Consider the following 20,780-nt stretch of genomic DNA (forward strand, 5'->3'; position numbering starts at 1 on the left):
TCGTCGCCCTGGCCGCGCTGAGTGTCGTTGCCGCCGCCACACCGAGCCCCGACGGCAGGCCCTCCGATGGCGCCGCGGCGCCGCCGGCCGCTCCGATCGGGCAGACGAAGCCCTGAGAACGATGACCGGGTCGGCTGTCAACCCACGCCGAGGCCGCACGGGCGGACTCATGCCGGCGACCGGCCGCCCGCGATGCGGATCAGCGCAGGGAACATCTCCCAGACACCCGGCCGCACGGTCGGGACCCCGGGCGCGTGCAGCGGAATCCGAACGCGCACAGCCGCCGGAAGCGAGCGCAGCTCCAGCGGTGGCGGCAGGCACAGCGCCTCCCCGTCCACGCCGACGCTGACCGGTCGCGCGGAGTCGACCCGCATCGTGGGGCTGGTCCACTGGTGGAAACCACGGAACCGGCTGATGGCACCCACGGACTCGAGCGCGACGAGTACGGGTAGGTCGCGGGCGCGATCGACGCGCAATGCCACCATGCCAAGMCGGCCGCCGTCGAGCCGGGGCCGGGTGCCGAAACCACCAAGGCTGTGCAGTTGGTAGGCGTTGTTGGACACGAGCAGAACGTCCGCGGTCGATCCGGCGCGACCGTCCGGGCCGGTGAAGCGAAGATCCGGCGGAGCGCGGTCCAGGCCCAGAAGGTCAGGCAGCCTCGCGGCCGCCGTTCCCACCTTGGCGTCACGGTAGCTGTCGGACTGCACGATCTCGGCGTAGACGCCCAACGAGACGTTGTTGACGAACACGCGGTCACCGAGCTGACCGAGGTCAACGCGCCGCTCGACAGCCAGGTCGAACGCGTCGAGCGCCCCCGCGACATCCTTCCGATCGAGGCCGAGGTCAAGGGCGAAGTGGTTACGAGTACCGGCTGGGACACAGACGAAGGCCATCCCGCGCCGCCGCGCCACGTCGGCGACGACCGCCTGCGAACCATCGCCACCCGCCATGCCCACCACGTCGGCTCCGCGGTCGGCGACGTCCTCGGCGAGGGAGCGCAGATCAGCGCCTGGCGTGAGGGTCACGACCGCGATCCCGCGCCGGGCGGCCTCCTGGGCGAGATTGTGGCGGTCGGCGGCGCCGCCCCCGGAGCGCGGGTTCACCAGCAGGACACCGCGGCGGGCGGCTCCAACCATGAGCCCTTTCGGCCGGTGCCGCCCGAAGGCTCCGCGCGCCGCGGTTCCCGACGTGACGAGCAGGCACACGGTGACCAGCACGGTGGTCAGGCCGACCACCCCCGCGAAGACGATCAGGCCGCCGAGCGCGAAGGCCGCCACGACAGCCGCGCTCAGGCGGCGCAGCCCCCGTCCGACCAGCGCCGTCCAGCCCGCTACCAACGCGATCGTCACAGCGGCGACCGAAACCGGCAGGGCAATCGGCCGGTCGATCAGCCGGGCGACAATGACCGCGACCGCCGCGGTGAAGCTCACCAACGCCACTGAAGCCGCCGCCCGCCGGGATCGGGACACCGGTGCTCCCGCACGCCGCCCCGACCGGCGAACCATCCCGGAACGCACGATTGCCCATCCTTCCGCGCTTCATGACAGCACCGTCGCGATCAGGCCCTCCTGACGGCGCGCACCACCCAGCTCTCGGTGTTCACCAGGAAGAAAGCCACCCCGTCCTCAACCACCCAGCCAGTTCCCGGCCACGGAGAAGATCAGCGAGAGCATAAAAGGAAACACCGGCCCACGGAAAGACGGAAAGCATGTCCCGGAAGGCGCCGAACATCGACTGGCCACAAGCCCGGAAGTAACCTGCCATCCTGTTTCCCACCCACCTCTCGCGGCTTTATCTCCATCATCCCAGCCGAAACTATCGTGGGCAACTCGATCAGGAGCGGATGTCTGCTGTCAGCCGGACGGTCCAGCCCGCTCGCGCGAGACGGCGACACTCCGGCCGCGTCGAGGGACCGGAAGGACTTGTCGTCGGGTTTCTGTGGCAGACCAGTCATACTGACCCTGCGTGGAGATGTTCCAGCCATCTCATACCGCGGACGGGGAGAGGTTTCCGGGATGCGACCAATGGCGGGAACTGCCGCGGAGTGGGCGGCGACTCAGGTCGCGGGGGTGCGCGATCACCCCCGGGGGCGGATGGCGCTTCTGTCACGCACCTATCACGGACCGGTCGGGCGCGCGCCGCGACACCTACCTTTCCGAAGAGCGGCGATGTCGTTCATGTACTGGCAGATCGAGCGGGGGGTGCTCAATCCTCCGGACGCAGCCCCTCCAGGGAGCCGGTGGTGGCGGGAGGTCAATGACCGGCTGCTGCGCGACGGTTGTGAGGCCATGGCGCGCTCGGGTGGCCTGCGGGGTGAGCAGTCCTCGCCGGCGATCGACCTGTGGTCGGCGTTCATCAGTGCACCGACATCCTGGAGCTGGTACCGCGCCCACAACGCGAGCATCGTCTCCGCCTACCTGGACAACCGTGATCTCGCCGAGTTGGAGTCGGCGACCGAGCGCTTCTTTCTCAACGTCGTCCTGCTCCGTGTTCTGTATGCGCACGCGCTGGTCGCGGCGCCGCGGCTGTCGCTGGGCCGGCTCGCTGTCCTGGGCCGGGCCATCGGCGATCCACGGCTCGGGATGGCGGGAATATTTCTCTCACTCGGCCGGGTCCTTCCCGACCGCTACCCACCCGACGAGGATCTGCAGGTTTACCTCGCAGATGAGCATGGTCTCGGGCGGATGCTCGACTACGGCGTGATCCAGCCGCGGCTTCAGCAGTTGTACGAGTGGTCCGCACTGGAACTCGGTCTTCCCGGGCTACGCGGCCTCATACGGGACGGCAACCCGACCTACGCGTGGTCCTACGAAGAACGACACGTCTGGGCATCCGGCCACGCGTCGCTGCCGGTGCGCGTTCCGCGACGGGCGACGTCGCCACGGTGAACGAGGGCCCCGGCGCGCAGCGACGATTCCGCCGCCGGGGTCACCACGGGTTCGATCCCGGTCCCGTGGTGACCCGGCCGCGCGCACCTGTGGGTTCAGGGGGTGCCTCGGCGGGAAAGGTGGCGCCCCACAGAACGACGACGGCGCGTTCCTCCGGGGAATCCGCTGTGGTGAAGACCTGGAGGTAGGTCTCGATGGTCGCCCGCAGCACCTCGAGGCTGGAGAGCTCGTCGATGCGTTGGTGCGCCTGCCTGAGCGCCTCCCTGGTCGCCTCCAGCGTCCGTTCGTGCGCCCGCTCGGCGAGCCGGGTGATCAGGACGTCCTTCGACCCGAAGTGGTAGGCGGGCATCGCACGGCTGATCCCGGCGCGGGCGCCGATGCTGCGCAGTGACGCGCGCTCGAGCCCACGCTCCGCGATCAGCTCGGCGGCGGCCCGCAGCACCGCCTCCTCGGAGGCCGCGCGCCGCTCCGCCTGGGTCCGCCTCGCCCCGTTGGCCGCCGTCACGGTCCGTCACTTTATGAATCTGTCAGTCGACTGTCAAGTATTGACTTGCCTGTCGACTGACAGATAACTATGAAGCTCACTTCGTTGCGAGGAGACGTTGACGTGCCACGTGCGATCGTGTTCAAGGGTGACGAGACCTGGGAGCTTCGAGAGGTCCCGAAGCCGGCGTTAAGGCCGGGATGCGCGGTGCTGCGGGTCGAGGCGGTCGGCATCTGTCACAGCGATGTCGACCAGTTCAGGGGGCACGCGCCGGTGCCGTCGGGTGGGGTGTTCCCCGCCGTTCCCGGTCACGAGATCGTCGGTCGGATCGACGAGATCACACCGCAGGCGCAGGCGCAGTTCGGCGTCCGGGAAGGCGACCGGGTCGGGGTCCGTTCAGTGGTGCGCGGACCTACCGGGAGCAGGGTTTACGGGTTCGACTTTCCTCTTGATGAGGGATCCGGACTCTTCGGCGGCTATGCCGACTACATGGAGCTCGTGCCCGGCTCGGAGGTCCACCGGCTTCGCGACGACCTGCCGGCGACCGAGTTGACGGTCTACGAGTGCCTGACCAACGCGATCACCTGGATCCGGTCCGTGCAGCCCGGCCAGACTCTGGTGGTGGAGGGCCCTGGCCACATGGGGCTGGCCGCGATCGTCGGCGCCCGCGCGGCCGGCGCCGGAACGATCATCGTGACCGGGCTGGCCGGCGACCGGCTCCGACTCGACACCGCGCTCAAGGTCGGCGCGGATCACGCCATCGATGTGGAGAACGAGGACGTGGTCGCCCGCGTCGCCGAGATCACCGGTGGAGCGATGGCGGACGTCGTCCTCGACGCCGCGTCAGGTAACCCGGTGACGCTGAAGACCGCCATGCGGATCGCCCGGACCGGCGCCACGATCGTCGCGGCCGGGATGAAGGACCGGCTTCTCGACGGATTCGACGTCAGTCAGATCCCGCTGCGTCACCTGACCATCGCGCCCGGCGGCGGCCTCGACCTGGCCGGCGCCTGCACAATGATCAACGAGGGGAAGGTGCCCACCGGCGTGCTCCACGGCGCGTCGTTCCCGCTGGAACAGTTCGAAGACGCGCTGGCGCTGGCCGATCGACGCGTGCCCGGCCAGGACGCGGTACGCGTTTCCCTCCAGGTGGCCTGAGCGACAGCCACGCACGTCCCTGTCGAGATATCCCGCGACCCGCGCCGCCCCCGCGACGCCGTCGGCTCCGGCACGACAGAACCCTGCCACCACAAGAAAGAAGGCGAAACCGATGGAAAGCTTGGGTATCGAGTTTCTCAGCGTCTTCGGAATGCCACCGGTGGACTTCGTCTCCCTGGCCGCCGACCTCGGCTGCCGGCACATTTCCACCGGCCTGGAATCCAATCCGTACAGCTCACTGGGCTACCCTCCCTTCTCGTTACGCGAGGACACCCCGCTGCGACGGAACATGATCGCGGCGATGCGTGACCGCGACATCTCCGTCTCGCTCGGTGAAGGTATGAACGTCCGCGCGGGCTCTGATGTCCGCGACCGGGTTCCCGATCTTGAGCTTATGGCGGAGCTGGGTGTCCGACGAGTCAACACCGTCTCCCTCGATCCCGATCCGGACCGCAGCGTGCAGCAGTTCGGACTTCTCGCCGAGCTGGCGGCGTCGTTCGGTATGGAGACGACCATCGAGCCGGGCCCGGGCCTGACAATCGGAGATCTACCGACGGCGCTCCACGCCATCCGCCAGGTCGGGCGGCCGGACTTCCGTCTCCTCATCGACACGATGCACATCATCCGGTCCGGTTCCACTCCCGACGACATCGCGGCACTGGACTCCGACGTCGTCGGCTACATCCAGCTCAGCGACGCGCCGCTGGTTCCCGCCACCTCCGACTACATGACGGAGGCGATGTTCGAGCGGATGGTGCCGGGCACGGGTGAGCTGCCGTTGCTCGACCTGCTCACGGCGCTGCCCCGCGACCGGGTGATCGGACTCGAGGTACCGATCCGCTCACAGGCACAAGCCGGTGTCAACCCCCATGACCGGCTCGCCCGGTGCGTTGAGGCGACTCGCGGCCTCCTGGCCCGGCTGTAGTTCGTTCTGGCCGCCAACCAGCCCCGGCTGAACCTCACCAGCCGCTACCGCGCACGGTGTGGGATCCGTTGCGACGTCGCCCCCGCACGCGAACGCCCAGGCAATCCGCGGTTCCTAGGGTCATCACGGTAACCGGACTACGCAGCCGACCGGAGGAACGATGACCACGACGTTGGATCCGATTCCGACTGCCACCACCGCACCGTCGGCTGGTGGGCTGATCCGGGGGCGATGGCTGGAGGACTGGCGTCCCGAGGACGAGCGGTTCTGGGACGGAGGAGGCCGGGCGGTCGCCAGGCGCAACCTGCTCGTGTCGGTGTTCTCCGAGCACATCGGGTTCTCGATCTGGTCACTGTGGTCGGTGTTCGTGCTGTTCCTCGGCCCGAATTACGGGATCTCCGCTGACCCGAAGCAGGCCGCCGCCGAGAAGTTCATGTTGACGATAGTGCCGACCGCGATCGGTTCCGCTGTGCGGCTGCCGTACACGTTCGCCGTCGCGAAGTTCGGCGGACGCAACTGGACGGTCATCTCGGCAGCGCTTCTGCTCGTCCCACTGATCGCCACCGGGATCGCGTTGAAGCCCGGGACGAGCTACGCGACGCTGCTGGTCCTGGCCGCACTGGCCGGCGTCGGGGGCGGGAACTTCGCCTCGTCCATGACCAACATCAACTCCTTCTTTCCGCAGCGGCTCAAGGGCGCGGCGCTCGGGCTCAACGCCGGCGGGGGCAACATCGGGGTCGCGACTGTCCAGTTGATCGGGTTGCTCGTCATCGCGACCGCGGGTAAGGATCATCCGCGGGTCATGGTCGCGATCTACCTGCCGTTGGTGGTGATCGCGATCGCGGCGGCCGCGCTGCTACAGGACAACATCGCCAACGTGCGGAACGAGAAGCGGGCGATGCGCGACGCCTGTGCCGACGTGCACACCTGGCTGATCTCGCTGCTCTACATCGGGACGTTCGGCTCGTTCATCGGCTTCGGCTTCGCGTTCGGGCAGGTGCTGTCCAACGAGTTCGGCTCCCATTTCCTCTCCGCGGCAACGGGCAGGGTCGACCCGGTGAAGGTCATGTATCTGACGTTCCTCGGGCCGCTGACCGGCTCGCTCGTCCGCCCGGTCGGCGGCTGGCTGGCCGACCGCCTCGGCGGTGCGCGGACGACGCTGTGGAACTTCGCCGCGATGGCGGCGGCCGGCATCGTCGTGCTCGTCGCCTCGGAACAGGGCTCGCTGCCGCTGTTCCTCGTCGGGTTCATGGCGCTGTTCGTCTTCAGCGGGATCGGCAACGGCTCGGTCTACAAGATGATCCCGGCGGTGTTCCGGCTACGCATGGGCGGAGACCAGGAGGCGCGGCGCATCGCGAACGCCGTGATCGGCATTGCCGGCGCGATCGGCGCCTTCGGCGGTGTGCTCGTCAACATCGCGTTCCGCCAGTCGTTCCTGAGCAGCGGCAACGGCGACGCGGCCTACGTCGGCTTCATCGCCTTCTACGCACTCTGCCTCGCGGTCACCTGGGCCGTCTATGTCCGTCCGTCCGAGAATCGCGCCGCCGGCATCTGAGATACCGGGATGGCCTGGACACCGGGACAACCTGGACGCCGAGACGGCCTAGAGGCACCCGGAGGAGGCGGATACCGGCTCACAGTCGAGCCGGTATCCGCGCTTCACCACGGTCCGGATGAGGGCGGGGTCGCCGAGCGACGTGCGCAGGCGGCCCACGGCGACCTCGAGCGCGTGCTCGTCGGTCGTGCCGGTCAGGTTGAGCAGGTCCGCCCGGGAGACGACATAGCCAGGCCTGGCCGCCAGGGCGCGCAGCAGCGTCATCGAGGCGGCGGGCAGCGCGACGAGCACACCGTCGACGGCCACGGCGTGGCCACGGACGTCCAGCGCGCGCTCGCCGACGCGCAGTCGCAGGCCACGCCGGATGGGCACCTGCTCCACGATCTCCCGGACAAGCGCGCCCAGACGTCCCCGCGACGGGATCACGCACGGAATCCCAGCCCGCCCGAGGGGAGCGGCCGTCACCGGGCCGACGCAGGCGGCGACAACCGGGCCGCGCATCGCCTCCGCGGCGGCGGATCGCAGCGCCATCTCGTCGGCTGTCTGCAGGAAGCTCGCGGCGGCGGGCGCGCTCGTGAACGCGACCGCGTCCAGCGACCGTGCCGCGACGCACTCCACCACGCGGCGGACGGGAGCCATGTCCTGCGCCGGGACCCACCGGTAGACGGGAATCTCGATGACCTCGGCGCCGGCCGCGCGCAGCGTCTGGAGCATGTCCGGCAGTGGCTCGCCGTGCAGCTGCACCGCGATCCGCTTGCCGTCCAGGCCGCCGTGGGCGGTCAGGTATGACATGACCTCGGAGGATGACTCCGACTCGGGTGACCACGCCTCACGCAGCCCGGTCGCCCGGATCGCACCGCGCGCCTTCGGCCCGCGTGCCAGCAGGTCCGCCGACTCGAACGCCGCGACCAGCCGGTCGGCGAGACCCCACGTCTCGGCTGCGTCGACCCAGCCCCGGAAGCCGATTCCGGTGGTGGCGACGACGACGTCCACGGGTGCGGCGATGCAGCGTTCGGTGGCCTCCCGCAGCCGGGCGTCGTCCGCGAGCGGCACGATGCGTATGGCGGGGGCGTAGACGACCTTGGCGCCGCGTCGCTCCAGAGCCGCGCCGAACTCCTCACGCCGGCGCGCCGCGGTGAGCGCGACCGTGTAACCGGCGAGCGGCTCGACGGGCGCCGTCACCGGGCCGGAGTCGGTCACCGTGACGCTCGCCCGGCTTCCGTCCCGACGTGGACCTCCACGTAACCGTCACGTTCCCGCACCGGGTAGGTCGGGATGACGACGCCGTCCGAGTCGAGGCAGCGACCAGTGCGCAGGTCGAAGACCTGCTTGTGAAGTGGGGAGGCGACAGTGGGAGTCTCTCCCCGGGAGCCCACGATGCCCCGGGAGAGCACGAAGGCTCCGGTGAACGGATCCTGGTTGCCGACGGCGAAGAGCGCGCCGTCGTAGGTCCGGAAGATCGCGACCTGGACGTCACCGAGCAGAGCGGCGACGCCCCGCTCGACGGGGAGGTCGCGGGAGCCGCAGACGCTGTCCCACACGTCGGTCTCCATGGCCTTCGCGGCCTCCACGGCCTCCACGGTCCTCACGACACCACCTCCAGGGTCGGGCCGGCGATCAGCGGTTTGATCTGGCCGCGCTCGGGCGCCCACTGGATGGACGGGTCCGGCACCTCCGGTGCGTTCACGAAACTGACGAACCGCCTGAGCCGCTCGGGGTCGGCCAGGGTGTCGGCCCACTCGTCAGAGTAGTGCGCGACGTGCGATTCCATGGCGGCGTCCAGTTCGGCGCAGATGCCGAGGCTGTCGTCGACGAGCACGCCGCGCAGGTACGCCAGTCCGTCCTGACCGTCCGCGGACAGCGACTCGACCCAGGTGGACGTCCGCTGCAGACGGTCGGCGGTCCGGACGTAGAACATGATGAACCGGTCGATGGCCCTGACGAGGGTCCTGGTGTCGACCGAAGTGAGGAACAGGTCGGCGTGCCGCGGGCGCGCTCCCCCGTTGCCGCCGACGTAGAGGTTCCAGCCGGCATCCGTGGCGATCACGCCGATGTCCTTGCCCTGCGCCTCGGCACATTCGCGGGCGCAGCCGCTGACACCAGCCTTGATCTTGTGGGGGCCTCGGATGCCGCGGTAGCGCAGTTCGAGGTCTATGGCGAGGCCGGCCGAGTCCTGGACACCGTAGCGGCACCACGTCGAGCCGACGCAGCTCTTCACGGTCCGCATCGCCTTCCCGTAGGCGTGGCCGGACTCCATCCCGGCGTCGACCAGACGCCTCCAGATCAGCGGCAGCTGCTCGACCCGCGCCCCGAACAGGTCGACACGCTGCCCTCCGGTGATCTTCACGTAGAGGCCGAAGTCACGGGCCACCTCGCCGATGACGATCAGCTTCTCCGGCGTGATCTCCCCGCCCGGGACGCGGGGCACCACCGAGTAGGTGCCGTTCTTCTGGAGGTTCGCGAGGAAGTGGTCGTTGGTGTCCTGCAGGGCGGCCTGTTCTCCGTCCAGGACGTAGCCGTGCCCCAGGCTGGCCAGGATCGAGGCCACGGCGGGCTTGCACGTGTCGCAGCCGCGGCCACGTCCGTGCCGCTGGACGAGCTCGGTGAAGGTGCCGATCCGTTGACTGCGGGCGATCTCGAAGAGCTCGGCCCGGGTGACGTCGAAGTGCTCGCACAGCCCCGTGCCGACCTCGACGCCGGCCTCGGCCAGCAGTGGCTTGAGCAGGGCCACGCAGGATCCGCAGGTCGTGCCGGCCCGCGTACACGCCTTGATCCCCGCGACGTCGGTGAGACCGTGCTCGACGATCGAGTCCAGGATCGCGCCCTTGGAGACGTCGTTGCAGGAGCAGATCTGCGCCTCGCGAGGCAGGGCCCCCGCGTCGAGGTCGACTCCGCCGGTCGGGGCGATCATCGCGACGGGGTCCGCCGGGAGCCGCCGCCCGACCAGAGGGCGCAGTGCCGCATAGCGGCTCGCGTCACCCACGAGGATGCCGCCGAGCAGCGTGCTGGCGTCGTCGGAGACGACGATCTTGGCGTAGGTGTTCTCCACCGCGTTCTCGACGCGGACCTCCAGCGCACCCGCCGTGGCCGCGAGGGCGTCACCGAAGCTGGCGACGTCGACACCGAGCAGCTTGAGCTTCGTGCTCAGGTCCGCGCCGGTGAACGTGGCGTCCCGGCCGAGCAGCTGCTCGGCGACCACGGAGGCCATGTCGTAGCCCGGGGCGACCAGGCCGTACACATGACCGTCGACGACGGCGCACTCCCCGATGGCATAGATGGACTCGTCGGTCGTGCGGCACCGTGCGTCCACCGCGACGCCGCCGCGCGGCCCGACAGCAAGGCCACACTCACGCGCCAACTGGTCGCGGGGACGGATGCCGGCGGAGAAGACGACGACGTCCAGGTCGAGCTCGGTGCCGTTGGCCAGGGTGGCGAGCAGCCGTCCGCCGCTGGGCTCGACGGCGGCCACGGACGTCGCCGTGTGGACGGTGACGCCGAGGCGCTCGATCAGTCGGCGGAGCACCGCGCCGCCGGGCTCGTCCACCTGCAGCGGCATCAGCCGCGGCGCCAGCTCCACCACGTGCGGGCTCATGCCGAGCAGGCGCAGCGCCCGCGCCGCCTCGAGCCCGAGCAGCCCACCGCCGACGACCAGCCCGGCCCGGCGGCCACGCGTGTGTTCGGCCGCGGCCGCGGCAGCGGCGCGGATGGCGTCCAGGTCGTCAAGGGTCCGGTAGACGAAGCAGCCGTCCAGGTCCCTGCCCGGGACCGGGGGGACGAACGGGTACGAGCCGGTGGCCAGCACGAGGACGTCGTAGTCGAGGGTGCGACCGCGGCTGGTGGTGACGGTCGAGGCGGCCCGGTCGATCGCCGCGACGGACTCGTCCAGATGCAGCGTCGCGTGCGGGCTGTCGTAGGTGCCCGCGGCCACGAGGTCCAGTTCGGCGGCGCTCACTCCGTCGAAGTAGGACGAGAGCGCGACGCGATCGTACGCACGGCGCGGCTCCTCGCCCACCACGGTGATCGAGAACCGGCCCCCGGTGTCGCGTTGCCGCAGTGTCTCCACGAACCGCTGGCCGACCATGCCGTTACCGACGACGACGACGTGCTTCCGGCGGGTTGCGGGCATGAAGCAGTCCCCTCTCCGCTCTGGGTTGGTGCCACCTTGACCACCGCGAGTTATCCCGGGCGGTCGGCACGGTTACTTCGCCGAAACGGATTGCTCGCCACGCGCCGTCCGCCGTGGTGAGGGGACGGTTGCGCGACCGCAACCCGACACGCGAGTCCGGGTAACCCGGCTCTGGAACCGTCGCCCTGTGCCAGCGCCGCCCATCACCCCACCCACAGGACACCGCAGAGTGCACCTGGTGCTTCGGTGACCACGAAGGTCGCGCTGGACCGGGTCCGGACCGTGTGCGCGTACTGCGGTGTCGGCTGCGGGATCGTCCTCGAGGTCGACCGCGGTGGGGACACCCCGCGGGTCGTCCGTTCCACAGGGGATCCCGATCATCCGGTGAACCGTGGCCGGCTGTGCACCAAGGGCGCGACCACAGCCGAAATGCTCAACGCGCCCGGACGCCTCACCACCGCGCTCGCCCGGGCCGGCCGCGACGAGGAGCCGGCCCCGGTCGACGTCGACACGGCGCTCGACCTCGCCGCCGCCCGCCTCGCGGCGCTGCGCGACGAACACGGCCCGGACGCCATCGGCATCTACACCTCCGGCCAGCTGAGCATCGAGGCGCAATACCTGATCACCAAGCTCGCCAAGGGCTTCCTGCGCACCCAGTACCAGGAGTGCAACAGCCGGCTGTGCATGGCCAGCGCCGCCTCGGGCTACAAGCTCAGCCTCGGAGCGGACGCTCCCCCCGGCAGCTACGACGACTTCGACCACGCCGACGTGTTCCTCGTCATCGGCGCGAACATGGCCGACTGCCACCCGATCCTGTTCCTGCGGATGATGGATCGCGTCAGGGCCGGCGCGAAGCTCATCGTGGTCGACCCCCGCCGGACGGCGACGGCGGACAAGGCCGATCTGTTCCTCCAGCTCCGGCCGGGCACGGACATCGCACTGCTCAACGGACTGCTTCACCTGCTGCACGCCTCCGGCGCGGTCGACGAGTCGTTCGTCGCCGCCCACACCGAGGGCTGGGCCGCCATGCCCGACCTCCTCGCCGGCTACGACCCGGCCACCGTCGCCGACATCACCGGCGTCCCGGAGGACGACCTGCGCACCGCCGCGGCACTCATCGCGGCCGCCGGGAACTGGATGAGCTGCTGGACGATGGGACTCAACCAGTCCACCCACGGCACCTGGAACACCAACGCCCTCATCAACCTCCACCTCGCGACCGGCGCGATCTGCCGCACCGGGAGCGGGCCGTTCTCGCTCACCGGACAGCCCAACGCGATGGGCGGCCGCGAGATGGGTTACATGGGGCCGGGCCTACCCGGGCAGAGGTCGCTTCTGGATCCCGCCGACCGCGCACACATCGAGCAGCTCTGGGGCCTGCCGGCGGACACGATCCGCGCGGACCACGGCAACGGCACGATCGGAATGTTCGAGCAGATGTCGGCCGGGGCGATCAAGGCAGCATGGATCATCTGCACCAACCCGGTCGCCACCGTAGCGAACCGCCGCACCGTCATCGAAGGCCTGGAGACGGCCGAGTTCGTCCTCGTCCACGAGGCCTTCACCGAAACGGAGACCACCGGCTACGCCGACGTCGTCCTGCCCGCGGCCGTCTGGGCGGAGACGGCCGGCGTGATGGTGAACTCCGAACGGAATCTCACCCTCACCCAGCCCGCGGCGGACCCCCCCGGCCAGGCACACGCCGACTGGCAGCTCATCGCCGGGATCGCCGCCCGTCTGGGATATGCCGACCACTTCACCTACAACAGTGCGCAGGAAGTGTTCGACGAGCTGCGTCAGGCGTGGAATCCGGTGACCGGCTGGGACCTACGCGGCATCACCCACGACAGACTGCGGGACGGGCCGATGCAGTGGCCCGCACCACCAGGCGCCGGCGCTCGCAACCCGATCCGTTACCTGACCGACGACGGCCCACGGTTCCCGACTCCGTCCGGGAGGGCGAAGTTCTGGCCGCGGCCGCACGTCGACCCGCAGGAGATGCCCGACGAGCAGTACCCCTATCTCCTCAACACGGGCCGCCTCCAGCACCAGTGGCACACCCTGACCAAGACCGGACGCGTCGGGCGACTCAACAAGCTCAACCCGGCCCCGTTCATCGAGATTCACCCGGACGACGCCGCGGCACTCGGAATCTCCGAAGGGGACCAGGTGGAGGTCGCCTCGCGGCGAGGGCGCGCCGTCCTGCCCGCCGCCGTCACCGACCGGGTCCAGCCGGGCAACTGCTTCGCCCCGTTCCACTGGAACGACATGTTCGGCGAGTACCTCGCGGTGAACGCCACGACATCCGACGCGGTGGACCCTGTCTCCCTGCAGCCCGGGTTCAAGGCCAGCGCCGTCGCGCTCATGCGCGTCCACACGCCCACGACGGCCCAGCCTCCGCCCACCGTCACGAACGACGTACTTCCGGCGGACAACGTGGCCTCCGCCCTTCAGGCGGGCGACGTGGCCTCCGCCGCACCCGTCGCGAGACTGCTCGGGCTTGCCGGGACGGCAGCCCCGGCGCTTAACGACGATGAAAGCACCTACCTAGCTGGCTTCGTGGCGGGCCTGGGTATCGATCTCGCGCGCGGACCGCTCACCTCGGTACCCACGCTCCCGCCCTCGGCACCAGTCACCGCGCGGACGGCCCTGTGGGTGAACGGCGTACTGGCCGGTCTCTGGTCACGCCTTCCGGCCGAAGGACACGAGATCTCGTCGGGGACAGGCGAGCGCGGGGTGCTGCTCGGCTGGGCCTCCCAGACCGGCAACGCGGAACGGATCGCCGAACAGGCCGAGGCGAGGCTGACCGAGTCCGGCGCCGTCGTCACCAGGCTGTCCCTCAACGAGATCGACCACATCGCCCCGCGCACCGACCTCGTGGTCGTCACGAGCACCTTCGGCGACGGGGAGTCCCCCGACAACGGCTCCGAATTCCTGGCGAGGCTGCGAGCTCGCTCGATGCCGCTCGATGACGTCCGCTTCAGCGTGATCGCCCTCGGTGACAGCAGCTACAGCGACTTCTGCGGCCATGGCCGGCGTATCGACGAGCTGCTCGCCGAACTCGGCGGACTGCGCCTGGCCGACCGGGTCGACTGCGAGCCGGATTTCGACGAGGCGGCCCAGGCCTGGCTCGACCGGGTGCTTGCCGCTCGCGCGGAGGCCTCCACCGCCGGGCCCGAGCCTGCGCTTGTGCCTCCGACGGTGTCGCGGCCCTCGGGCGCGTCCCGGGCCCCGCGGGTGAGTGAGACGCACCGGGTGATCCTGGCGGGCAACCGACTGCTCAGCGGCGTGGGTTCAGCCAAGGAGGTTCGTGAGTTCCTGATCGACCTGGAGGACAGCGACCTCACTTACGAGACCGGTGACGCCCTCGTCCTGCGGCCCAGCAATCGCGCCGAGCTGGTCGACGAATGGCTCAGCACGACAGGTCTGCGCGGCGACACGATCGTCGAACTGCTCCAGTTCGGCCGGACGGAGCTCGCCGTCGCCCTACGCGACCATCTTGAGATCGCGAAGCCATCCCGCGCGTTTCTCGCCTTCGTGGCTGAGCGCAGCGGCTCCCGCCACCTCCAACGTCTGCTGCGCGGCGACCGTGCGGATCTTGACGGGTGGCTCTGGGGACGGCAGACCGTGGATGTGATCGCCGAGACCGGCACGCACGCCTCCGCGCAGGAGTGGTGCGAGCTCCTCAGGCCCCTACGTGAACGCCGGTACTCGATCTCGTCGTCGGCTGAGGTCTCGCCTCGACGGATTCGGACACTTGTGTCCGTGGTGCGCTACGACGCACCCTCGGGCACGGCACGCACCGGCGTGGCGTCAGCGTTCCTCGCCGACGCTCCGGCCGGTACGCCACTGAAGGTCGCCGTCGCCCGCTCCTCGGGATTCGCCCCGCCGTCCGACCCGGAGACGCCGATGATCATGATCGGCCCGGGCACCGGGCTGGCCCCGTTCCTCGCCTTCCTGGACACGCGCCGGGCCCGCGGTCACACCGGTCGCAACTGGCTCTTCTTCGGCGAGCAACGCAAGGCGACCGACTTCTACTACAGCGATGAGCTTGCCGAGTTCACGCGGTCGGGACTGCTGACCCGACTCGACACGGCCTTCTCCCGCGACCAGCGAGCCAAGATCTACGTGCAGGATCGCATGCGCGAGCGAGGCGCGCGGCTGTGGCGCTGGCTGCGCGAGGGCGCCGTGGTCTACGTGTGCGGAGATGCGGCGCGGATGGCCAAGGACGTCGACACCGCTCTGCGCGACGTCGTGGCGAAGCACGGGGACCTGAACGCCGAACAGGCCGGCGACTATGTCCGACAGCTCATCACCGACGGGCGCTATCTTCGCGACGTCTACTGACAACAGTCGACTGGCGCGGGATCGTGCTGTCGGTCATGTCCCCAAGCGTAGAGACCGGACGGATCGTCAGTACCTTCGGAAGGCGTCGATCCCTGATTCATGACCTGCGCGAACTGCTGCCGGTAGGTCGTCGTGATCCACAGGCTCTCGATGGCAAAATCCGCGAGCTCCAACCCCTCCGCCTGCTTCACCCACCGGAACGCGATGGAGCTCGTCTCCGGGGCGGCGGTGCTGCGGAATGTTCCGTGGACCGTCCCAGGCTCCTCATTCGACCTGGTCGGCAGGATCTTGAACGTGGTGACCTGGGCGAGAGTATCCGCGAGGAACCGCCCGGCCACCTGCGTGAACAGCTCGGTCAGYTGCTTCCTCTGTTCCGGATTCGCGATCCTCCACGGTTGGCCGACCGCTGCCCGTGGATGGTTCGACCGGGCGACGGCGGCCACAAAGCTCGTCGACGGCCAGATAATATTTCTGGATCGTCTGGACGCACACCTACTGTGGCATTAGGGTCATAGCGTCCGCCAAGCTCTTTACACGCGACAGCGGCCTCTGTCGTGCACAAATATCAGGAGCGCGCATGAGACGACGCCGGCCAGGTCGATTAGCCCCGCTTCTGCTCTCCCTCGTGGCGGTCACGGCTCTGACCAGTGTCGCGGCCTGCGCTGACGACGTTGGCGGAGACACGCCCGCCCAGACAGCGACGCCGACCGTCAACGCGGCGAGGCGCACCGGGACGACCGTCACGGGACCGACGACCAATGGCGACCGTCCGAACCCCTTCTCGCTCCCGGTGTTCGATCTCGCCAGCTATGGCTACACCGCCCAGGAGTTCATCCTCGACGGCAACGCCACCTCCTACGCCCCGGAGCCGGGCACGCAGCTCGGTACGGATGGCCGCTGGACGTTGCGGCCGGCCGCCACGGCACCGTTCAGGACGCGGATTCTCGYGATCCGTCCCAGCGAGCCCAGGAAGTTCAGCGGCACCGTCTGGCTGTCCTGGCTCAATGTGACGGCCGGATTCGAGATCGGCAGCTTCACCCACGAGAGCGTGCGCGATGGCGACGCCACCGTTTACGTGTCGGCTCAGAAGGTCGGCCTCGACGGAGTTCCCGGGGCCGAAGGAAACGGCCTGCGGAACTGGGACCCGCATCGTTACGGATCTTTGACACATCCCGGCGACAACTTCTCCTACGACATCTTCACGAAGGCCGCGCTCCTCGTCGGGCGCGAGCGTGGAGAGCTGCCGGTCGACCCGATGGCCGGATTTGACGTCAAGCACGTGTTCGGCACCGGCGCATCCCAGTCCGGCTTCCGCCTGACCTCCTACCTCAACGGCGTCCAGCCCCTGAGCAAGGCACTCGACGGCGCCCTGTTGATCACCAGCTTCGGGCGCGCGGCCGATTTCCAGATAGCCGCGGAAGCCGACGACGCCGCCGCCTCACTCACCCGGCCGCCCACGCGAATCCGCGATGACCTCGGCATCCCGTCGATCCTCGTGAGCACGGAGACCGAGGCGGAGTCGATCTACCCGGCGCGTCAACCGGACTCGGCCACGTTCCGATTCTGGGAGATCGCGGGTGCCGCCCATGCCGGGGGCGGTTCCGACACCATCGGCGACGTGGTCAAACTCTTCACCCGCGACGGCCTCACCCTGCCCACGGCCGCCCTCGGGTCGACCTCGGGCGCAGTCGGCGCGACGGCGGCTCCGAACTCGCTCAACTGGCAGCCGGTCGTGTCCGCCGCCAGCGCGGACCTGGTGAGGTGGGCCTCAGGCGGAGCCCCGCCGCCGTCACTGCCCCGCATCGCCTTCGCCGGAAACCCGCCGCGCATCGAGCGGGACACCTACGGCAACGCCCTCGGCGGTATCCGGATGCCGGAACTCGAGGTTCCYGTCGCGACCTACAGCGGTACCGTCCCGGGCGCCTCCCTGATGGACTCCCTGTTCGGAACGATGTCGCCCTTCCCGACCACCCGCCTGCGGACCCTCTACCCCGACCGCCAAGCCTACCTCGCCGCCTACGACCACGCCGCCGACGAAGCCGTGACAGCCGGGTACATCCCCGCCCGCGACGCACCTGCGCTCAAAGCGACCGCGGCGGCCAACGCGGCCGAACTGTTCCCCGAACGCTAGTGCCGAGTCGAACATGACTCAGCGTGAGGCCGTCAGGGCGGCCACTGAAGAGGCCGCACTCCGTCGGACGGCGTCGTTCCCTCCCTCGCGTGTGCCGCGGCTCCTCGTAGCCTGGCCGAATGACGTGGCGAGCGCTGCACATCTCACAGCCCATCGAACGCGCCCCCGAGGCGGTCGCGGCCTTCGCCGGGAACCHGGAGAACCTTCCCCTGTGGGCGGCGGGCCTGAGCAACGGCATCCGGCTCGAGGAAGGGCGCTGGGTGACGGATTCACCGATGGGAACGGTCGAAGTCTCCTTCACGGGTCCGGTGCAGCACGGTGTGCTTGACCACGATGTGACGCTCCCGGACGGAACGGTGGTTCACAACCCGCTCCGAGTACTGCGCAACAGTGCGGGCAGCGAGGTCGTCTTCACGCTCTACCAGCTGCCCGGCGTGGCGGATGGCGATTTCGATCGGGACGCGGCGCTCGTGCGTGCGGACCTCGGACGCCTGCGGAGCCTCCTGGAGTCCTGACGCGGGAATGCATGCGGGACGTCGGTCAGCCGGGCGGACGTCGGTCGTCGCAGGAGTCCCGGAAGGGGTCGGTCCGCCATAGCTCCGTCCGAGGCCGGTCCTGTCGCCGCTGGCCCAGGCCACGTACACGTGGGCATAGATCGTCGAGCTGTCCTCGGCGCGGGTCCCGAGGCAGTACATCTCGGCGTCCACCTCGTTGCGGAGGTCGCCGGGGCAGTCCGGCGTGTACTCCCCTCCCGCGTCCCACATCCGGCGCATCGGACCGATCTGGGCCTCGACCTCGGCTTCGGACACCACCAGCCGGAGCGTCGGCTCAGGGGTGGCGCCGGCCGCCGTCGACGCTTCCGGTCGGCGTCGCCGGTGTCTCCGCGGCGACGGGCGTCGCCGAGACGACCGCGGTCTCGACGGCCTGAGGCGCGGACGCGGACGCGGTCGGCGACTCGGTGTCACCGTCCGAGCCTGAGCAGCCGGTCATCGTAATCGCGATCGCGGCGACGGCCGCTGCCCCGGCAAGCGCCGCACCAGACCGCCGCGTCCGGCGGCATCCGCCAGCGTCCTCGTCGCCGACGCGCTCACCGGCGACACGGGTGCCGGTCGGAGCGCTCTACGAACAAAAGCCCCAGGTCGGAGCGGTCGTCGAGGCCCCGGACCAGGCGAGCGCCCACGGTCACCCGTGACCTGCCGCATGCTTCCCGTCCCCTACTCCGGCTGTGGCCGCTCGCCGCCTCCTCACGGATTCCCCATTGCTATCGATGGTTTCGGTTGTTTACTTCCATTATCTTGCGTTATCCTGCAGAAGCTACAGCGTGCGACCGACAACCAGCGTATCGGCGGTGATGATGTCAATCTCCTGATCATGCGAGGCTGTCCGCCGCTCCACGCAAGCACATTGAAGATCGGGAGTCACATGTCCCTGAAACCTGATCCAGATGCAATGCGCCAGTTCTGCGACAAGGCCCTTCCCGGCATGCTCACCGAGGCATGCGATGTGCCGGCGGAGGAGAGCGCGACCATAGCCGGCGATGTGCTGCAACGGGCCGAGGCGATGGCCGCCCTCGGCCGAACGGCCCGGCAGGTGATCTCCGCCCCGTTCTTCGAGGAGTCGTTCGACCACGACCCTGCGGATGCATCGCCCTGGTTGAAGGCGGCGACCACGGTAGTGGTCCGCAACAGTGCGCTCGAGGTGCCGCACACCCGCGGTGTCGTCAACGTCGGCGGCATCAAGGCGATCACCACGTTTGCCGCCGGACCGTTGTCCCATCTACTTGCCAGCGCGCCCGGCCGACTCGACGGCGGGATGTTCGGCGGGCTGGCGGCGCGCTATCCACGTGCCTGGTCCGCCCTCGAGGCCTTGCGCGGGCTCCTTGTCGACGGTGGAGGCCGGGCGTCCTACCGACTACCGGTGGCGGCCAGCCCGGAGCTGCCGACCGATGACGAACTGGTCGACGCGCCCACGGCGGCGGCGAGAGCGTCCTCGGGCTTTCTCCGGCAGGTCGTCTGCAGCGGGATCGACCCGAGGTTCGACCAGGCTCTGATGGCCGCCCTGAGGACGGCCGAGACCGAACCGGGTTTCGTGTTCGCGGTGAGTGCGCTGAGTCGAATCTCCCGGAACAGCGAGAAACTTTGCCGTGCCCTGGAGTTCCTGCTCGCCTGTGACGCCCGGGTCCTGACGACGAACTGCCTGATCGCCGCGGACGCGGTCTACCTCCGGAGGTCTCACCTTGTCCGGCCCGACTCGACGGACCCCGTCGCCGGACTTACCGATCAAAATGGAATCAGCGGTGTTCACCGCAAGACGATCCAGACCTGCCTGCGTCAGGCCGCCTCGCCCGCGCGAGTCCTACATCGATCATCCTGACCTGCGGTTGAGCAAGAAGCAGGCGGCGGTCCGACGACTGGCCGATCCGGTGGTGCGTGGCGGCGCCCTGGCCGACGACCACCGCTGTACCCACGAGTATCGCTGCTCGATGACGCAATCCCGATGACTTGGAGACGGACCGAACGTAACGTTCTGTTCAATGATCAGACCGGGGCAACGGAGTAACTCTGCGGCTGCCATGTCACTTTCCCTCTGCCAATCAGCAGTCGTCGGAAGACGACCGAACTGGCCCGCGCCGTGTCTCACCGTCCCGGTCGGATCGATGACACCGGAGGCGGACCACCGGCGCTGCCCGCTATGAGCCAGCGGGCAGATCGGATCGCACGCGGGCCGGCACGCGCTGGCCGCCGACCCGGCCCCGCCACCAGCACCGTCTCCACATCCTGCCTCGTCCTGCGTAAACCGCCCCGAGTTCGGTGACGACCTCGACCAGTCGACGTCTGCGGGACAGCGCCCGAGCAAAGAGCCCGGCGGGCGACGACACCTTATCTCTGACCGAGAGGCAACAGATCCGCGAGGCAGATACCAGCAGCCCATGCGCCGGCGGAAATGTCGGCGCCTCAGACTAGGATCACTCCTCAGCCTAACGGGGGAGGTTGCCTCGATGTCCCATGCCAAACGGAGATCGCATCGCGCACGCGGGTGTGATCACAACCACGAGCCGGCACCGTCGACACCCGCAGGTTGGCCGACCGGTCAGCAGATCGCTCGTGAGCTCGACCTCGACGCCATCGCCGCTGCCGCGGCCAGTCAGCTCACCGCTGACGACGTA

15 protein-coding genes are annotated in these 20,780 nt (G+C 69.3%); 7 read left to right on the forward strand and 8 right to left on the reverse strand.

The genetic code is table 11. The annotated features are described in order from the left end of the window. Window positions 1-167 precede the first annotated feature (167 nt). A complete protein-coding gene (locus BBK14_RS19810; RefSeq protein ID WP_241831683.1) occupies window positions 168-1,430 on the reverse strand; it encodes a diacylglycerol/lipid kinase family protein in 1,263 nt (420 codons plus the stop codon). Window positions 1,431-2,168: 738 nt separating this feature from the next. Here BBK14_RS19810 and BBK14_RS19815 point away from each other — a divergent pair. Beyond that, window positions 2,169-2,888 carry a hypothetical protein gene (locus tag BBK14_RS19815; RefSeq protein ID WP_241831684.1) on the forward strand — a complete coding sequence of 240 codons (720 nt, stop codon included), beginning with the start codon at window positions 2,169-2,171 and terminating at the stop codon, window positions 2,886-2,888. A 40-nt stretch (window positions 2,889-2,928) separates the two neighbouring features. Here the strand turns inward: BBK14_RS19815 and BBK14_RS19820 are convergent, their stop codons facing one another. Next, window positions 2,929-3,393, reverse strand: coding sequence for a TetR/AcrR family transcriptional regulator (locus BBK14_RS19820; protein WP_241831685.1), 465 nt, complete (start codon window positions 3,391-3,393; stop codon window positions 2,929-2,931). A 102-nt stretch (window positions 3,394-3,495) separates the two neighbouring features. On the opposite strand from BBK14_RS19820, the gene BBK14_RS19825 reads away from it, so the two are divergent. The 3 genes from BBK14_RS19825 to BBK14_RS19835 all read left to right on the forward strand — a co-directional run bounded on the left by BBK14_RS19825 (window position 3,496) and on the right by BBK14_RS19835 (window position 7,010). Beyond that, a complete protein-coding gene (locus BBK14_RS19825; RefSeq protein ID WP_071064704.1) occupies window positions 3,496-4,530 on the forward strand; it encodes a zinc-dependent alcohol dehydrogenase in 1,035 nt (344 codons plus the stop codon). Window positions 4,531-4,642: 112 nt separating this feature from the next. After that, complete coding sequence (locus BBK14_RS19830) at window positions 4,643-5,455, forward strand: sugar phosphate isomerase/epimerase family protein (protein WP_071064706.1); 813 nt, start codon at window positions 4,643-4,645, stop codon at window positions 5,453-5,455. Between the two features lie 160 nt (window positions 5,456-5,615). After that, window positions 5,616-7,010 carry a nitrate/nitrite transporter gene (locus BBK14_RS19835; RefSeq protein ID WP_071064708.1) on the forward strand — a complete coding sequence of 465 codons (1,395 nt, stop codon included), beginning with the start codon at window positions 5,616-5,618 and terminating at the stop codon, window positions 7,008-7,010. A 48-nt stretch (window positions 7,011-7,058) separates the two neighbouring features. Here BBK14_RS19835 and BBK14_RS19840 read toward each other — a convergent pair whose 3' ends face one another. From BBK14_RS19840 to nirB, 3 genes are read right to left on the reverse strand one after another with little or no spacing between them, the layout of a single operon-like run. Continuing rightward, on the reverse strand, window positions 7,059-8,210 hold the full coding sequence (locus BBK14_RS19840; protein ID WP_071064710.1) for a uroporphyrinogen-III synthase: 1,152 nt from the start codon (window positions 8,208-8,210) through the stop codon (window positions 7,059-7,061). Further along, complete coding sequence (nirD, locus tag BBK14_RS19845) at window positions 8,207-8,599, reverse strand: nitrite reductase small subunit NirD (RefSeq protein WP_083391102.1); 393 nt, start codon at window positions 8,597-8,599, stop codon at window positions 8,207-8,209. Before nirD ends, BBK14_RS19840 begins: the two co-directional genes overlap by 4 nt. Next, window positions 8,596-11,136 (reverse strand): nitrite reductase large subunit NirB, encoded by a 2,541-nt coding sequence (gene nirB, locus BBK14_RS19850; protein ID WP_071064712.1) that lies wholly within the window; start codon window positions 11,134-11,136, stop codon window positions 8,596-8,598. Before nirB ends, nirD begins: the two co-directional genes overlap by 4 nt. Before the next feature lie 246 nt (window positions 11,137-11,382). Here nirB and BBK14_RS19855 point away from each other — a divergent pair, with 246 nt between their 5' ends. Next, window positions 11,383-15,483 (forward strand): bifunctional nitrate reductase/sulfite reductase flavoprotein subunit alpha, encoded by a 4,101-nt coding sequence (locus tag BBK14_RS19855; RefSeq protein WP_071064714.1) that lies wholly within the window; start codon window positions 11,383-11,385, stop codon window positions 15,481-15,483. Here BBK14_RS19855 and BBK14_RS19860 read toward each other — a convergent pair. Continuing rightward, window positions 15,477-15,926, reverse strand: a complete 450-nt coding sequence (locus tag BBK14_RS19860) for a Tgt2/MlaC family protein (protein WP_071064716.1) — start codon at window positions 15,924-15,926, stop codon at window positions 15,477-15,479. The genes BBK14_RS19855 and BBK14_RS19860 overlap by 7 nt on opposite strands. A 134-nt stretch (window positions 15,927-16,060) precedes the next feature. Between BBK14_RS19860 and BBK14_RS19865 the strand changes: the two genes are divergently transcribed. Further along, complete coding sequence (locus tag BBK14_RS19865) at window positions 16,061-17,614, forward strand: alpha/beta hydrolase domain-containing protein (protein WP_071064718.1); 1,554 nt, start codon at window positions 16,061-16,063, stop codon at window positions 17,612-17,614. Window positions 17,615-17,883: 269 nt separating this feature from the next. Here the strand turns inward: BBK14_RS19865 and BBK14_RS42910 are convergent, their stop codons facing one another. Together BBK14_RS42910 and BBK14_RS38445 are read right to left on the reverse strand one after the other, a co-directional pair. Then, the gene (locus tag BBK14_RS42910) at window positions 17,884-18,426 is read right to left on the reverse strand and encodes a hypothetical protein (protein WP_157904304.1); all 543 of its coding nucleotides are present in this window, start codon (window positions 18,424-18,426) and stop codon (window positions 17,884-17,886) included. 16 nt (window positions 18,427-18,442) lie between these two features. Then, entirely contained in the window at window positions 18,443-18,604 is a 162-nt protein-coding gene (locus BBK14_RS38445) for a hypothetical protein (RefSeq protein WP_157904305.1), read from the reverse strand. Window positions 18,605-18,802: 198 nt separating this feature from the next. On the opposite strand from BBK14_RS38445, the gene BBK14_RS19875 reads away from it, so the two are divergent. Continuing rightward, the gene (locus tag BBK14_RS19875) at window positions 18,803-19,987 is read left to right on the forward strand and encodes a hypothetical protein (RefSeq protein WP_131802355.1); all 1,185 of its coding nucleotides are present in this window, start codon (window positions 18,803-18,805) and stop codon (window positions 19,985-19,987) included. Window positions 19,988-20,780: the final 793 nt, after the last annotated feature.

The organism is Parafrankia soli (assembly GCF_001854695.1).
Classification (GTDB): domain Bacteria; phylum Actinomycetota; class Actinomycetes; order Frankiales; family Frankiaceae; genus Parafrankia; species Parafrankia soli.